The organism is Streptomyces sp. NPDC058000 (assembly GCF_042886435.1).
Lineage (GTDB): Bacteria > Actinomycetota > Actinomycetes > Streptomycetales > Streptomycetaceae > Streptomyces.
Map to the genome: position 1 here is coordinate 22,379 of NZ_JBHVQS010000071.1, position 15,984 is coordinate 38,362.

Here is a 15,984-nt window from a genome sequence, read left to right on the forward strand (position 1 = left end):
GGGGCACCAATGGGACTGGAAGAGAAGCTGCCCAGCGGCTTTTTGCTGACCACTGTTGAGCAGGCCGCGGGCTGGGTGCGCAAGTCATCGGTCTTCCCCGCGACCTTCGGGCTGGCCTGCTGCGCCATCGAGATGATGACCACCGGCGCCGGGCGCTACGACCTGGCCCGCTTCGGCATGGAGGTCTTCCGCGGCTCCCCGCGGCAGGCCGATCTGATGATCGTGGCCGGCCGGGTGAGCCAGAAGATGGCGCCCGTGCTGCGGCAGGTCTACGACCAGATGCCGAACCCGAAGTGGGTGATCTCCATGGGGGTTTGCGCCTCCTCGGGCGGCATGTTCAACAACTACGCGATCGTGCAGGGCGTCGACCACATCGTCCCCGTCGACATCTACCTGCCGGGCTGCCCGCCCCGCCCCGAGATGCTCATGGACGCCATCCTCAAGCTCCACAAGAAGATCCAGAGCAGCAAGCTCGGGGTCAACGCGGTGCAGGCAGCCCACGAGGAAGAGGCGGCGGCGCTCAAGGCACTCCCGCTGATCGAGATGGACCGCTCGTCAGAGAAGAAAGGGCTGCTGCGGTGAGCGAGCCGACCAACCCCAACGCCCAGGGCGCCCCCGACGAGGCCGTCCCGGCGCAGCGCGCGGACACCGGCGAGGTGATCGGCACCCGCCGCGGGATGTTCGGGGCCAACAACGGCGGTGACACCACCGGTTACGGCGGCCTGGTCCGCACCGTCCGACTGCCCGGCGCCAGCTCCCGCCCCTACGGCGGACCGGGCCGCGGCGGGGGAGGGGTCGGCGTCTTCGACGAGATCGCCGACGAACTGGAGGGCGCCCTCGACGAACAGGGCCTGGTGCCCGAGAACGTCATCGAGAAGACCGTCGTCGACCGCGGCGAGCTCACCTTCCACATCCACCGGGAGTTCCTGCCGGTCACCGCGCGCACCCTGCGCGACGACCCCGCGCTCCGCTTCGAGCTGTGCACCGGAGTCAGCGGCGTCCACTACCCCGGCGACAACGGCCGCGAGCTGCACGCCGTCTACCACCTGCGCTCGATCACCCACAACCGGCTGATCCGGCTGGAGGTCACCGCCCCCGACACCGACCCGCACGTGCCGTCGATCGTCGACGTCTACCCGACCAACGACTGGCACGAGCGCGAGACCTACGACTTCTTCGGCCTGATCTTCGACGGGCACCCGGCGCTCACCCGGATCATGATGCCGGACGACTGGCAGGGCTTCCCGCAGCGCAAGGACTACCCCCTCGGCGGCATCCCCGTCGAGTACAAGGGCGCGCAGATCCCGGCTCCTGACCAGCGGAGGTCGTACACCTGATGAGTACTCCCAGCGAGACGTCCCGGGCCACCCCCCGCGAGACCACCGAGGGCCCCGTCTACACCGTCACCGGTGGCGACTGGGACGAGATCGCCGCGGCCGCCGCCAAGTCCGACGACGAGCGGATCATCGTCAACATGGGGCCGCAGCACCCCTCCACCCACGGCGTCCTCCGGCTGATCCTGGAGATCGACGGCGAGACCGTCACCGAGGCCCGTTGCGGCATCGGCTACCTCCACACCGGCATCGAGAAGAACCTCGAATTCCGCACCTGGACGCAGGGCACGACGTTCGTGACGCGGATGGACTACCTCACGCCGTTCTTCAACGAGACGGCGTACTGCCTGGCCGTGGAGAAGCTGCTCGGCATCACCGACGACGTCCCGGATCGGGCCTCGGTGATCCGCGTGCTGCTGATGGAGCTCAACCGGCTCTCCTCCCACCTGGTGTGCATCGCCACCGGCGGTATGGAGCTGGGCGCCACCACGATCATGATCTACGGCTTCCGCGACCGGGAACTGATCCTGGACATCTACGAGCTGATCACCGGCCTCCGGATGAACCACGCCTTCATCCGCCCCGGCGGCCTCGCCCAGGACCTGCCGGCCGGCGCCGTCGACCAGGTCCGTGCCTTCGTCAAGAAGATGCACAAGAACATGGCCGAGTACGACAAGCTCGCCACCGGCAACCCGGTCTTCAAGGCGCGCATGGAGGGCATCGGCTACCTCGACCTGGCCGGCTGTATGGCCACCGGAGCCACCGGGCCCCTCGTCCGCTCCGCCGGACTGCCCCATGACCTGCGCAAGGCGCAGCCGTACTGTGGATACGAGAACTACGACTTCGAGGTGCCGACGGCCGACACCTGCGATGCCTACGGCCGGTTCCTGATCCGGCTGGAGGAGATGCGCCAGTCGCTGAGGATCGTCGAACAGTGCCTGGACCGGCTGGAGCCGGGGCCGGTGATGGTCGCCGACAAGAAGATCGCCTGGCCCGCCCAGTTGGCCCTCGGCCCCGACGGCCTCGGCAATTCCCTGGACCACATCAAGAAGATCATGGGCACCTCGATGGAGGCCCTGATCCACCACTTCAAGCTGGTGACGGAGGGCTTCCGGGTCCCGCCCGGACAGGCGTACACCGCCGTCGAGTCGCCCAAGGGCGAGCTGGGCGTGCACGTGGTCAGCGACGGCGGCACCCGCCCCTACCGGGTGCACTTCCGCGACCCCTCGTTCACCAACCTGCAGGCCATGGCAGCGATGTGCGAAGGCGGCCAGGTCGCCGACGTCATCGTCGCCGTCGCGTCCATCGACCCCGTGATGGGAGGCGTCGACCGGTGAACGCCACTCCGGCACCCAAGGACGTCCAGCTGGGCATGCCCCGGCTTCCGGCACCCGACTACCCGGCCGACGTCAAGGCCCGGCTCGCCGCGGACGCGAAGGAGGTGATCGCCCGCTACCCCGATTCCCGCTCGGCGCTGCTGCCGCTGCTCCACCTCGTCCAGGCCGAGGACGGCTACGTCACCCGTACCGGCATCCGCTTCTGCGCCGAACAGCTCGACCTGACCACCGCCGAAGTCACCGCGGTCTCGACCTTCTACTCCATGTACCGCCGCAAGCCGAGCGGCGACTACCAGGTCGGGGTCTGCACCAACACCCTGTGCGCGGTGATGGGCGGCGACGCCATCTTCGAGGAACTCAAGGAGCACCTCGGCGTCGGCAACGACGAGACCACCGAGGACGGCACGATCACCCTCGAACACATCGAGTGCAACGCCGCCTGCGACTTCGCCCCCGTCGTGATGGTCAACTGGGAGTTCTTCGACAACCAGACGCCCCGCTCCGCCCGGCAGCTCGTCGACGACCTGCGGGCCGGCCGGACCGTCGAACCCACCCGCGGCGCCCCGCTCTGCTCCTTCAAGGAGACCGCCCGGATGCTCGCCGGCTTCCCCGACGGCCGGTCCGGTGCCGTCGGGGCGACCGGCGGTGCCGGCCCCGCCTCCCTGGTCGGACTGCGGTTGGCCCGCGGCGAGACCCCGCCCGGTCACGCCGATCACGTCGTCGCCCCGCGCGCCACCGCGGACGGCCCGTCCGGTGAGCCGGCGTCCGGGCGGCCGGGCGAAGCGGCGCCGCCCGCCCACCCGAGCTCCCATGACGCGCCGCAGCAGACCTCGGCCGCCGACCCTGACCACCCGGCCGGTCCCGCATCCGAGGAGGGGGAGTGATGACCGTGGCAGCCGAGTTCGGCGGGGCCCCCGGGCCGCACGCCGGAGGAACGACCAGTCCGGAGAAGGTCCTCGCCCCCGTCCTGTCCGCCTTCTGGGACGCCCCCGAGTCCTGGACGCTGGAGACCTACCTGCGCCACGACGGCTACGAAGGCGCCCGCAAGGCCCTCTCGATGGCCCCGGACGACGTCATCGCCTACGTCAAGGACTCCGGGCTCCGCGGCCGCGGCGGCGCCGGCTTCCCGACCGGGATGAAGTGGCAGTTCATCCCGCAGGGCGACGGCAAACCGCATTACCTCGTGGTCAACGCCGACGAGTCGGAGCCCGGGACCTGCAAGGACATCCCGCTCCTCTTCGCCAACCCGCACTCCCTCATCGAGGGGATCGTGATCGCCGCTCACGCGATCCGCTCGAACCACGCCTTCATCTATCTGCGCGGCGAGGTCGTGCCCGTGCTGCGCCGGCTGCACGAGGCCGTGCGCGAGGCGTACGCGGCGGGCTTCCTCGGCAAGGACGTCCTCGGCTCGGGCCTCGACCTGGACGTCACGGTGCACGCGGGCGCCGGCGCGTACATCTGCGGTGAGGAAACCGCGCTGCTGGATTCCCTGGAAGGTCGTCGCGGCCAACCCCGTCTGCGGCCCCCCTTCCCCGCCGTGGCCGGCCTCTACGCCTGCCCCACTGTGGTGAACAACGTCGAATCCATCGCATCGGTTCCCGCGATCCTCAACAAGGGCAAGGAGTGGTTCAGGTCGATGGGCAGCGAGAAGTCTCCGGGCTTCACGCTCTACTCGCTCAGCGGCCACGTAGCCAACCCCGGCCAGTACGAAGGCCCGTTGGGCATCACCCTGCGCCAGCTGCTCGACATCAGCGGCGGGATGCGCCCCGGCCACCGGCTGAAGTTCTGGACGCCGGGCGGCTCCTCCACCCCGATGTTCACCGAGGAACACCTCGACGTCCCGCTCGACTACGAGGGCGTCAGCGCGGCCGGTTCGATGCTCGGCACCAAGGCGTTGCAGTGCTTCGACGAGACCACCTGCGTCGTCCGGGCGGTCACCCGCTGGACCGAGTTCTACGCCCACGAGTCCTGCGGCAAATGCACTCCGTGCCGCGAAGGGACGTACTGGTTGGTGCAGTTGCTCCGGGACCTCGAAGCGGGCCGCGGCCGGCTGGCGGACCTCGACAAGATCGACGACATCGCCGACAACATCAACGGCAAGTCCTTCTGCGCCCTCGGCGACGGCGCCGCCTCGCCGATCTTCTCCTCGCTCAAGTACTTCCGCGCGGAGTACGAGGAGCACGTCACCGGCAAGGGCTGCCCCTTCGACCCCGCCAAGTCGACCCTCTGGGCCGACAACGACGCTCACCTGGGGGTGAACGCATGACCGTCACCACGAACGCCCCCAACGGGGGCGGCCCGGCGGCGGTGCCACCGGAGGACCTCGTCACCCTGACGATCGACGGCATCGAGATCTCCGTCCCCAAGGGGACGTTGGTGATCCGGGCCGCCGAACTCCTCGGCATCGAGATCCCGCGCTTCTGCGACCACCCGCTGCTGGACCCGGCGGGCGCCTGCCGGCAGTGCATCGTCGAGGTCGAGGGCCAGCGCAAGCCGATGGCCTCCTGCACCATCACCTGCACCGACGGGATGGTGGTCCGCTCCCAGCTGACCTCCCCGGTGGCCGAGAAGGCGCAGCGCGGCGTGATGGAGCTGCTGCTGATCAACCACCCCCTCGACTGCCCGGTCTGCGACAAGGGCGGCGAATGCCCGTTGCAGAACCAGGCGATGCAGGTCGGTGACCCCGACTCCCGCTTCGAGGGCAGGAAGCGCACCTACGAGAAGCCGGTGCCGATCTCCACGCAGGTGCTGCTGGACCGCGAGCGTTGCGTGCTGTGCGCGCGGTGCACCCGCTTCAGCAACCAGATCGCCGGCGACCCGATGATCGAGCTGATCGAGCGCGGCGCCCTCCAACAGGTCGGCACCGGCGAGGGCGACCCCTTCGAGTCGTACTTCTCCGGGAACACCATCCAGATCTGTCCGGTGGGCGCGCTCACCTCCGCCGCGTACCGCTTCCGTTCCCGCCCCTTCGACCTGGTCTCCTCGCCGTCGGTGTGCGAGCACTGCGCGGGCGGCTGCGCGACCCGGACCGACCACCGTCGCGGCAAGGTCCTGCGGCGGCTGGCGGCGGACGACCCCGAGGTCAACGAGGAGTGGATCTGCGACAAGGGGCGGTTCGCCTTCCGGTACGCGCAGGCGCGGGACCGGCTGGTGCACCCCCTGGTGCGCAATGCCGAGTCCGGTGAACTGGAGCCGGCGAGTTGGCCCGCCGCGCTGGACGCCGCGGCGCGCGGCCTGGCCGCCGCCCGGGGCCGGGCCGGCGTACTGACCGGCGGCCGACTGACCGTCGAGGACGCCTACGCCTACGCCAAGTTCGCCCGGGTCGCGCTGCACACCAACGACATCGACTTCCGGGCCCGGCCGCACAGCGCCGAGGAGGCCGACTTCCTCGCGGCCCGGGTCGCCGGCCGCGGCCGGGATCTGGACGGCGACGGCGTCACTTACACCACGCTGGAGCAGGCGCCGGCGGTCCTGTTGGCCGGGATCGAGGCGGAGGAGGAGGCGCCCGGCGTCTTCCTGCGGCTGCGCAAGGCGCACCGCAAGCACGGTCAGCGCACCTGGGGGCTGGCCAGCCACGCCACCCGCGGACTGATCAAGGCCGGCGGGACGCTGCTGCCCGCGGCGCCCGGTACGGAGACCGAATGGCTGGACGCCCTGGCGGGCGGGGTCGGCCTGGACGGTGAAGGGCGCGCCGCGGCCGAGGCGTTGCGCGCGGACGGCGCGGTGATCGTCGTCGGCGAGCGGCTGGCGACGGTGCCCGGGGCGCTGACCGCCGCGCTCCGCACCGCCACCGCCACCGGCGCCCATCTGGTGTGGATGCCGCGCCGGGCGGGCGAGCGCGGTGCCATCGAGGCCGGTGCGCTGCCCGGGCTGCTGCCCGGCGGTCGGCCGGCCACCGACCCGGTGGCCCGGGACGAGGTCGCCGCCGCCTGGGGCGTGGCCGCGCTGCCGCACCGGCACGGCCGGGACACCGGCCAGATCATCGAGGCCGCGGCCACCGGTGAGCTGGGCGCCCTGCTGGTGGCGGGCGTGGAGGTGGCCGATCTGCCCGATCCGGCGCGGGCGCTGACCGCCCTGGACGAGGTCGGTTTCCTGGTCAGTCTGGAGCTGCGGCCCTCCCTGGTCACCGAGCGGGCGGATGTGGTCCTCCCGGTGGCGGCGGTGGTGGAGAAGGCCGGCACCTTCCTCAACTGGGAGGGCCGGGCCCGGTCGTTCGAGGCCGCGCTCAAGCCGGACCAGATGACCCGGCGGCAGCTGCCGCCGGACGCCCGGGTCCTCCAGATGCTCGCCGACGCCATGACGGACGTCGCGGGCGGCTCCACCGTGGGCGCCCTGGACCTGCCGGACGTCCACGCCGTGCGGCGGGAGGTGGACCGGCTCGGCGGCTGGCGCGGCCCGTACGGCGGCGAACCGGTGGAGACGGGGCGGCCGTTGCCCCGCCCGTCCTCCGGTGAGGCCGTCCTGGCCGGGCACCGGCTCCTGTTGGACCAGGGGCTGCTCCAGGAAGGCGACGAGGCGCTGGCCGGGACCCGGCACGCCGCGGTCGCCCGCCTGTCGCCGGCCACCGCCCAGGAGGCCGGCGTACAGGACGGCGACCTGCTGGCGGTCACCGGGCCGGCCGGCTCGGTCCGGCTGCCGCTCCAGGTCACGCCGATGCCCGACCGGGTGGTGTGGCTGCCGCTGAATTCCGTGGGCGGTGGCGTCGCCGCCGACACCGGGGCGCACCCCGGTGAGCTGGTGAAGGTCTCCGCTGCACCCGGTACGCCGGCGCCGGCCAAGGAGGTGGACGCATGATGCAGCATCCCGGTTTTCCGGTGGCCGCGCTGGCCGCCCAGGAGGACCTGTCGATGTTCGGGCGCGACCCGTGGTGGCTGGTCGTCATCAAGGCGGTGTTCTGCTTCGCGTTCCTGATGTTGACGGTGCTGTTCTCGATCGTCTGGGAACGCAAGGTCGTCGCCTGGATGCAGCTGCGGATCGGCCCCAACCGGCACGGGCCCTGGGGGATGCTCCAGTCGCTGGCCGACGGCATCAAGTTGATGCTGAAGGAGGATCTGGTCGTCCGGCGCGCCGACAAGGCGGTGTACATCCTGGCGCCCATCGTGGCGGCGATCCCGGCCTTCATGGCGATCGCGGTGATCCCCTTCGGCCCGTCGGGCAACGAGATCTCGATCTTCGGTCACCGCACCCCGATGCAGCTCACCGACCTCCCGATCGGCGTCCTCTACATCCTGGCCACGGCCTCGGTCGGCATCTACGGCATCGTGTTGGCCGGTTGGTCGTCCGGTTCGACGTACCCGCTGCTGGGCGCGCTGCGCTCGTGCGCGCAGATGATCTCGTACGAGATCGCGATGGGCGCGGCGTTCGCGTCGGTCTTCCTCTACTCCGGGTCGATGTCGACGTCGACCATCGTGGAGTCGCAGCAGAACAAGTGGTACGTGCTGCTGCTGCCGGTGTCGTTCCTCATCTACATCGTGACGATGGTGGGGGAGACCAACCGCGCGCCGTTCGACATGCCGGAGTCCGAGGGCGACCTCGTTGGCGGCTTCAACACCGAGTACTCGTCCATCAAGTTCGCGATGTTCATGCTCGCCGAGTACGTCAACATGGTCACCGTCTCGTCGGTCGCGGTCACCCTCTTCCTCGGCGGTTGGCGGGCGCCCTGGCCGATCTCGACGTTCTGGGAGGGCGCGAACCACGGCTGGTGGCCGATGCTCTGGTTCGTCCTCAAGGTGCAGCTGCTGCTGTTCTTCTTCATCTGGCTGCGCGGCACCCTTCCCCGGGTCCGCTACGACCAACTGATGCGGCTGGGCTGGAAGGTCCTCATCCCGGTGTCGATGGTGTGGCTGTTGCTCGTCGCCACCGTCCGGGCGCTGAAGAACGAGGGCTACGACTTCTCCCAGATCGTGCTGTACGTGGGCGGCAGTGCGGTGGCGCTGTTGCTGATCTCGCTGGTCGTGGACTTCTTCCGGCGTGTGGAGCCGGAGGAGGAGACCGACGGCGATACCGCCTTCGACCCGATGGCCGGCGGGTTCCCCGTTCCGCCGCTGCCCGGGCAGACCCTGCCGCCGGTGCCGCGCCGGCGTCCCCGCCGTGACGGGGAGTTGATTGTCAGTGGTCGGGTGGACACTGTGAGTGACGGAGATGTGAGCGACGGAAAGGGGGGCGACGGTGCCTGAGTTCCAGAACCCGGTGGCCGGCTTCGGCGTGACCTTCAAGGCCATGTTCAAGAAGCGGCTGACCGAGCAGTACCCCGAGGAGAAGAAGCCGACGGCGCCGCGCTTCCACGGCCGGCACCAGCTCAACCGGCATCCGGACGGGCTGGAGAAGTGCATCGGCTGCGAGCTGTGTGCCTGGGCCTGTCCGGCGGACGCCATCTACGTCGAGGGCGCGGACAACACCGACGAGGAGCGCTACTCCCCGGGCGAGCGGTACGGCGCGGTCTACCAGATCAACTACCTCCGCTGCATCCTGTGCGGCCTGTGCGTGGAGGCCTGTCCGACCCGCGCGCTCACCATGACCAACGAGTACGAACTCGCCGACCGGTCCCGGGAATCGCTCATCTACACCAAGGAAGAGCTGCTCGTGGGCCTGTCGGAGGGGATGGTCGACGCCCCGCACGCGATCTACCCGGGCATGACCGACCGGGACTACTACAGCGGGCTGGTGACGGAGGCCGCGCCGGGCACGGTCCGGCAGGTCGCGGTCTCCAAGGGCGAGCGGCCCGAGGACGCGGCCGGCGAGCCCACGGACCAGCAGAACGCCGCGGGCAAGGAGGCGCACGCATGACGGGCCTCGCCGCCGCGGCCTCCTCGGGGGAGGCCGTGCAGTTCTGGATCCTGGGGATCGTCGCCGTGGCCGGCGCGCTGTGCACGATCATGATGAAGCGGGCGGTGCACAGCGCCCTCTCGCTCGCCGGGACCATGATCGTCCTGGCGGTCTTCTATCTGGCCAACGGCGCGTACTTCCTCGGCATCGTGCAGGTCGTGGTCTACACCGGCGCGATCATGATGCTGTTCCTGTTCGTCGTGATGCTGGTCGGCGTCACCGCCGCGGACTCCCTCAAGGAGACCCTCAAGGGCCAGCGTTGGCTCGCCGCCGGACTGGGCGTCGGCTTCGGCATCCTGCTGATCGCCGGAATCGGCAACGCCTCGCTCAAGGAGTTCAACGGCCTGGCCGACGCCAACGCCGGTGGCAATGTGCAGGGCCTGGCCGCGCTCATCTTCACCAAGTACGTCTTCGCCTTCGAGATCACCGGCGCGCTGCTGATCACCGCGGTGGTCGGCGCGATGGTGCTCACCCACCGGGAGCGCACCGAGCGCGCCAAGACCCAGCGGGAGCGCTCCGAGGCCCGGATCCGCGGGGGCGGGCAGGCCCTCCCGTCGCCCGACCGCCGCCGCTCAACGACAGGCTCCGCCTGGCCCCTTCCGACCCCGGCGCCCGCACCGGGTGTCTACGCCCGGCACAACGCCGTCGACATCCCCGGCCTGCTGCCGGACGGCACCCCATCCGAGCTGACGGTCAGTCCGACGCTGCGGGAGCGCGGCCAGGTCCGGGACGTCTCCGGCCAGTCGCTGGCCGAACTCAAGGCGCTGGAGCAGCGGTCCGAGGACTGGCTGGGGCGCGAGTCCGGCCGGCCGGACAAGAAGCGGCCCGGCCCCGCGGCACCGAAGGAGGGCGCGCAGAAATGAACCCGGTCTACTACCTCTACCTCGCCGCCCTGCTCTTCACCATCGGTGCGGCCGGCGTGCTGATCAGGCGGAACGCCATCGTGGTGTTCATGTGCATCGAACTGATGCTGAACGCCTGCAACCTCGCCTTTGTCACCTTCTCGCGGATGCACGGGAATCTGGACGGCCAGATCATCGCCTTCTTCACGATGGTCGTCGCCGCGGCGGAGGTCGTGGTCGGCCTGGCCATCATCGTGTCGATCTTCCGCACCCGTCATTCGGCCTCGGTCGACGACGTCAGCCTGATGAAGCTGTAAGGGGTCGCACAAAGTGGAGAACTTGATCGCGCTGCTCGTCGCGGCACCGCTGGTCGGTGCGGCCCTGCTGTTGTGCGGCGGTAAACGCCTGGACCGCGCCGGCCACTGGATCGGCTCGCTCCTCGCGGTGGCCTCGTTCGCCGTCGCGGTGGTGCTCTTCGTCGACATGCTCGGCAGGGGCGTCGAGCACCGGGCGCTGCACCAGCACCTGTTCAGCTGGATCCCGGTCGGTGGATTCCGGGCCGATCTGGCCTTCCAGCTCGACCAGCTGTCGATGACCTTCGTCCTGTTGATCACGGGCGTCGGCTCGCTGATCCACATCTATTCGATCGGCTACATGGAGCACGATGAGCGGCGCCGCCGCTTCTTCGGCTACCTCAATCTCTTCCTGGCGGCGATGCTGCTGCTCGTCCTCGCCGACAACTACCTCCTGCTGTACGTCGGTTGGGAGGGCGTGGGTCTGGCGTCGTACCTGCTCATCGGGTTCTGGCAGCACAAGCCCAGTGCGGCCACCGCCGCGAAGAAGGCGTTCCTGGTCAACCGCGTCGGCGACATGGGCCTGTCCATCGCGATCATGCTGATGTTCACGACGTTCGGCACGTTCGCCTTCGGGCCGGTGTTCTCCGCGACCGGTGGCGCCCCCGAGGGGAAGCTGACCGTCATCGGGCTGATGCTGCTGTTGGCCGCCTGCGGCAAGTCGGCGCAGGTGCCGCTGCAGTCCTGGTTGGGCGATGCGATGGAGGGCCCGACCCCGGTGTCGGCGCTGATCCACGCCGCCACGATGGTCACCGCCGGGGTGTACCTGATCACCCGCTCCGGGGTGATCTTCAACGCCGCGCCGGACGCGCAGACCGCCGTGGTCGCGGTCGGCGCGGTCACCCTGCTGTTCGGTGCGATCGTCGGTTGCGCCAAGGACGACATCAAGAAGGCGCTGGCCGGTTCGACGATGTCGCAGATCGGCTACATGGTCCTCGCCGCCGGCCTGGGCCCGATCGGCTACGCCTTCGCGATCATGCACCTGGTCACCCACGGCTTCTTCAAGGCGGGCCTCTTCCTCGGCGCCGGTTCCGTGATGCACGGGATGAACGACGAGGTGGACATGCGCCGTTACGGCGGTCTGCGCAGGTACATGCCGGTCACGTTCGTCACCTTCGGGCTCGGCTACCTGGCCATCATCGGCTTCCCCGGACTGTCCGGCTTCTTCTCCAAGGACAAGATCATCGAGGCGGCGTTCGCCCGCGGCGGCACCGAGGGCTGGATCCTCGGCGGCGCGGCCCTGCTGGGCGCCGCGATCACCGCGTTCTACATGACGCGGGTGATGCTGATGACGTTCTTCGGCGAGAAGCGGTGGGACCCGCAGGAGTTCCACCCGCACGAGTCGCCGAAGGTGATGACGATCCCGATGATCGTGCTGGCGATCGGCTCGGTCTTCGCGGGCGGGCTGTTCAGTGTGGGCGACGCCTTCGTCAAGTGGCTGGAGCCGGTCACCTCCTTCGCGCCCGGCCACTCCCCGGTGAGCGCCGGGGTGGTCACCGCCGCCACCATGGTGGTGCTGCTCATCGGCGTCGGCATCGCCTGGCTGATGTACGGCCGCAAGGCCGTGCCGGCCACCGCCCCGCGCGGTTCGCTGCTGACCCGGGCGGCCCGCCGCGATCTGCTCCAGGACGACTTCAACCACGTCGTCCTGGTGCGTGGCGGCGAGCATCTGACCCGCACGCTGGTCTATCTCGACCACTCCCTGGTGGACGGCGCGGTCAACGGCACGGCGGCCTCGATGGGCGGACTCTCCAGTCGGCTGCGCCAGTTGCAGACCGGCTTCGTCCGCTCGTACGCGGTCCAGATGCTGGGCGGGGCCGCCGTTCTCGTCGCCGCGACCCTGCTGATGAGGGGTGTCTGAGCCATGTCGTTTCCCCTACTGACGGCGACCGCCGCGGTACCGGCGATCGGTGCGATCGCCACCGCCGCGATGCCCGCCGCCCGGCGCACCGCGGCCAAGTGGCTGGCGCTGCTGTTCTCGCTGGCGACGCTGGCGCTGGCGCTGCTGATCGCGGTGCGCTTCGACCCCGGCGCCAAGGGGCCGTTCCAGCTCACCGAATCCCACGCCTGGATCCGGGACTTCGGGGTCCGCTACGACCTCGGCGTGGACGGCATCGCGGTCGCCCTGATCGCCCTGACCGCCCTGCTGATCCCGTTCGTCATCCTGGCGGGCTGGCACGACGCCGACCCGCTGACGTCGTCCGACGGTGGCTCCGCCACGGGCGCATCGGGCGGTGGCTCCGCCACGGGTGAGCCCAACCGCCGGTACAGCTGGCGGCCCACCCAGGGGTTCTTCGCGCTGATCCTGGCCGTCGAGGCGATGGTGGTGCTGTCCTTCGAGGCCACCGACGTCTTCCTCTTCTACATCTTCTTCGAAGCCATGCTGATCCCGATGTACTTCCTCATCGGCGGCTTCGGGGACCGGGCCGGTGGGCGCGGCGAGCAGCAGGCCGCCGCCCAGCGTTCGTACGCCGCGGTGAAGTTCCTGCTGTACAACCTCGTCGGCGGTCTGATCATGCTGGCCGCGGTGATCGGGCTGTACGCCGTCACCGCCCAGCAGCTGGGCGCCGGCACCTTCTCGCTCCAGCAGATCGTCGAGGCCCGGGCGTCCGGCGCACTGAACATCGGCACCGGCACCGAGCGGCTGCTCTTCCTCGGCTTCTTCTTCGCCTTCGCGGTGAAGGCGCCGCTGTGGCCGCTGCACACCTGGCTGCCCAACGCCATGGGCGAGGCGACCTCCCCGGTCGCGGTGCTGATCACCGCGGTCGTCGACAAGGTCGGCACCTTCGCGATGCTGCGCTTCTGCCTCCAGCTCTTCCCGGAGGCCAGCAGCTGGGCCACCCCGGTGATCCTGGTGCTGGCGCTGATCAGCATCGTCTACGGCGCGCTGCTCGCGGTCGGCCAGCGGGACATCAAGCGGCTGATCGCCTACGCCTCGATCTCCCACTTCGGCTTCATCATCCTGGGCATCTTCGCGATGACCTCCCAGGGCCAGGGCGGCGCGACGCTCTACATGGTCAACCACGGCATCTCGACCGCCGCGCTGATGCTGGTGGCCGGCTTCCTGATCAGCCGTCGCGGTTCGCGGCTGATCGCGGACTACGGCGGCGTCCAGAAGGTCGCCCCGATCCTCGCCGGCACCTTCCTGGTCGGCGGTCTGGCCACCCTGTCACTGCCCGGTCTGGCCCCGTTCGTCAGTGAATTCCTGGTCCTGGTCGGCACGTTCAGCCGTTATCCGGTGGTCGGGATCATCGCCACCTTGGGCATCGTCCTGGCCGCGCTCTACGTCCTCGTGCTGTACCAGCGGACGATGACCGGCCCGGTGAAGGCGGAGGTCGGGAAGATGCCCGACCTGAAGGTGCGGGAGCTGGTGGTGGTCGTGCCGCTGATCGCGCTGCTGCTCTTCCTCGGGGTGTATCCCAAACCGCTCACCGACATCGTCAATCCGGCGGTCCAGCACACCCTGTCCGTCGTGGACAAGAGGGACCCCAAGCCCACCGTGCAGGTGGACGCCGTGCCCGGTTCAGGCCGGCACGGCCAGACCGCGCAGAACCAAGACGTGGAGGCCGCGAAGTGAGTTCCGTGGCAAGTGTCCACAGCCTGTGGACGGCGGCGGCCGGGGCGCCGGGCAAGATCCCGGCCCCGCGGATCGAGTACGTACAGCTGTCGCCGACGCTCATCGTCCTGGGCGCCGCCGTCGTCGGCATCCTGGTCGAGACGTTCCTGCCGCGCCGCAGCCGCTACTACGCCCAGGTGCTGCTGTCCGTGGTGGCGCTGGCCGCCGCGTTCGCCGCGGTGATCGGCCTGGCGGCGGGCGGCTTCGGCTCGTCCAAGGCACATCTGGCCGCGATGGGCGCGATCGCGGTGGACGGCCCGGCGCTGTTCCTCCAGGGCACGATCCTGCTGGTGTCGCTGATCGCGGTCTTCACCTTCGCCGAGCGGCGGCTGGACCCGGCGGCACACGGCAAGAGGGTGGACTCCTTCGCCGCGCAGGCCGCGGCGGTCCCCGGCGGGGAGGCCGAACAGACCGCGGTCAAGGCCGGGTTCACCACCACCGAGGTCTTCCCGGTCCTGCTCTTCGCGGTCGGCGGCATGCTGGTCTTCCCGGCCGCCAACGACCTGCTGACCCTCTTCATCGCCCTGGAGGTCTTCTCCCTCCCGCTGTACATCCTGTGCGCGCTGGCCCGCCGCCAGCGGCTGCTCTCGCAGGAGTCCGCGGTGAAGTACTTCCTCCTCGGCGCCTTCTCCTCGGCCTTCCTGCTGTTCGGCGTGGCCCTGCTCTACGGCTACGCCGGCACCGTGACGTACTCCGGGATCGCCGAGGTGATCTCGGACGGCGCCCGGCAGGTCGACCCGGCGCTGGCCGGCACGATGGGCAATGACGCGCTGCTGCTGATCGGTGGGGCGCTGGTGCTGATGGGCCTGCTGTTCAAGGTCGGCGCGGTGCCCTTCCACATGTGGACGCCGGACGTCTACCAGGGCGCCCCCACCCCGGTGACGGGCTTCATGGCGGCCGCCACCAAGGTCGCCGCGTTCGGCGCGCTGCTGCGGCTGCTGTACGTCGTCCTGCCGGGCCTGCGCTGGGACTGGCGGCCGGTGATGTGGGGCGTGGCGATCCTCACCATGCTGGGCGGTGCGATCCTGGCCATCACGCAGACCGACATCAAGCGGCTGCTGGCCTACTCCTCCATCGCGCACGCCGGTTTCATCCTGGCCGGTGTCATCGCCGCCAGCCAGGACGGCATCTCCTCGGTGCTCTTCTATCTGGCGGCGTACTCCTTCGTCACGCTCGGCGCGTTCGCCGTGGTGACGCTGGTGCGGGACGCCGGCGGCGAGGCCACCCACCTGTCCAAGTGGGCCGGGCTCGGGCGGCGTTCGCCCCTGGTGGCCGCGGTCTTCGCGGTCTTCCTGCTGGCCTTCGCGGGTATCCCGCTGACGTCCGGGTTCGCCGGGAAGTTCGCGGTGTTCAAGGCGGCGGCGGAGAGCGGCGCGGGCTGGCTGGTGGTGATCGGTGTGATCTCCTCGGCGATCGCGGCGTTCTTCTACATCCGGGTGATCGTGCTGATGTTCTTCAGCGAGCCGAAGGCGGACGGTCCGACGGTCGCGGTGCCCAGCATGCTGACGTCCACCGCCATCGCGGTCGGCGTCGCGGCCACCCTGGTACTGGGCCTGGCACCGCAGTACTTCCTCGACCTGGCCGGGCACGCGGGGGTCTTCATCCGCTGATCCGCCCGCCAGGCGCACGGCCGCCGCCCGGTGCCCCGGAAGGGGGCGCCGGGCGGCGGCCGTTGCG

The 15,984-nt window shown here is 70.1% G+C and carries 13 protein-coding genes; all 13 read left to right on the forward strand.

The window, feature by feature from the left end:
* Positions 1 to 9 precede the first annotated feature (9 nt).
* The 13 genes from ACFVT2_RS38165 to nuoN are packed head-to-tail and all read left to right on the forward strand — an operon-like array spanning position 10 to position 15,917.
* Positions 10 to 582, forward strand: a complete 573-nt coding sequence (locus tag ACFVT2_RS38165) for a NuoB/complex I 20 kDa subunit family protein (protein ID WP_390025765.1) — start codon at positions 10 to 12, stop codon at positions 580 to 582.
* Positions 579 to 1,337, forward strand: a complete 759-nt coding sequence (locus ACFVT2_RS38170) for an NADH-quinone oxidoreductase subunit C (RefSeq protein ID WP_390025767.1) — start codon at positions 579 to 581, stop codon at positions 1,335 to 1,337. The genes ACFVT2_RS38165 and ACFVT2_RS38170 overlap by 4 nt, the downstream gene beginning before the upstream one ends.
* Entirely contained in the window at positions 1,337 to 2,671 is a 1,335-nt protein-coding gene (locus ACFVT2_RS38175; RefSeq protein WP_390025769.1) for an NADH-quinone oxidoreductase subunit D, read from the forward strand. Before ACFVT2_RS38170 ends, ACFVT2_RS38175 begins: the two co-directional genes overlap by 1 nt.
* 35 nt (positions 2,672 to 2,706) lie before the next feature.
* A complete protein-coding gene (nuoE, locus tag ACFVT2_RS38180; protein ID WP_390025789.1) occupies positions 2,707 to 3,555 on the forward strand; it encodes an NADH-quinone oxidoreductase subunit NuoE in 849 nt (282 codons plus the stop codon).
* Complete coding sequence (gene nuoF, locus ACFVT2_RS38185) at positions 3,555 to 4,937, forward strand: NADH-quinone oxidoreductase subunit NuoF (RefSeq protein WP_390025771.1); 1,383 nt, start codon at positions 3,555 to 3,557, stop codon at positions 4,935 to 4,937. Before nuoE ends, nuoF begins: the two co-directional genes overlap by 1 nt.
* Positions 4,934 to 7,465, forward strand: coding sequence for an NADH-quinone oxidoreductase subunit G (locus ACFVT2_RS38190; RefSeq protein WP_390025773.1), 2,532 nt, complete (start codon positions 4,934 to 4,936; stop codon positions 7,463 to 7,465). The genes nuoF and ACFVT2_RS38190 overlap by 4 nt, the downstream gene beginning before the upstream one ends.
* Positions 7,462 to 8,847, forward strand: coding sequence for an NADH-quinone oxidoreductase subunit NuoH (nuoH, locus tag ACFVT2_RS38195; protein WP_390025775.1), 1,386 nt, complete (start codon positions 7,462 to 7,464; stop codon positions 8,845 to 8,847). The genes ACFVT2_RS38190 and nuoH overlap by 4 nt, the downstream gene beginning before the upstream one ends.
* The gene (gene nuoI / locus ACFVT2_RS38200) at positions 8,840 to 9,457 is read left to right on the forward strand and encodes an NADH-quinone oxidoreductase subunit NuoI (protein ID WP_390025777.1); all 618 of its coding nucleotides are present in this window, start codon (positions 8,840 to 8,842) and stop codon (positions 9,455 to 9,457) included. The genes nuoH and nuoI overlap by 8 nt, the downstream gene beginning before the upstream one ends.
* The gene (locus ACFVT2_RS38205) at positions 9,454 to 10,359 is read left to right on the forward strand and encodes an NADH-quinone oxidoreductase subunit J (RefSeq protein ID WP_390025779.1); all 906 of its coding nucleotides are present in this window, start codon (positions 9,454 to 9,456) and stop codon (positions 10,357 to 10,359) included. Before nuoI ends, ACFVT2_RS38205 begins: the two co-directional genes overlap by 4 nt.
* Complete coding sequence (gene nuoK, locus ACFVT2_RS38210; RefSeq protein WP_390025781.1) at positions 10,356 to 10,655, forward strand: NADH-quinone oxidoreductase subunit NuoK; 300 nt, start codon at positions 10,356 to 10,358, stop codon at positions 10,653 to 10,655. The genes ACFVT2_RS38205 and nuoK overlap by 4 nt, the downstream gene beginning before the upstream one ends.
* Before the next feature lie 13 nt (positions 10,656 to 10,668).
* The gene (gene nuoL / locus ACFVT2_RS38215; protein ID WP_390025783.1) at positions 10,669 to 12,552 is read left to right on the forward strand and encodes an NADH-quinone oxidoreductase subunit L; all 1,884 of its coding nucleotides are present in this window, start codon (positions 10,669 to 10,671) and stop codon (positions 12,550 to 12,552) included.
* A 3-nt stretch (positions 12,553 to 12,555) separates the two neighbouring features.
* Complete coding sequence (locus ACFVT2_RS38220) at positions 12,556 to 14,268, forward strand: NADH-quinone oxidoreductase subunit M (RefSeq protein ID WP_390025785.1); 1,713 nt, start codon at positions 12,556 to 12,558, stop codon at positions 14,266 to 14,268.
* Positions 14,265 to 15,917, forward strand: a complete 1,653-nt coding sequence (gene nuoN, locus ACFVT2_RS38225; RefSeq protein ID WP_390025787.1) for an NADH-quinone oxidoreductase subunit NuoN — start codon at positions 14,265 to 14,267, stop codon at positions 15,915 to 15,917. The genes ACFVT2_RS38220 and nuoN overlap by 4 nt, the downstream gene beginning before the upstream one ends.
* Positions 15,918 to 15,984: the final 67 nt, after the last annotated feature.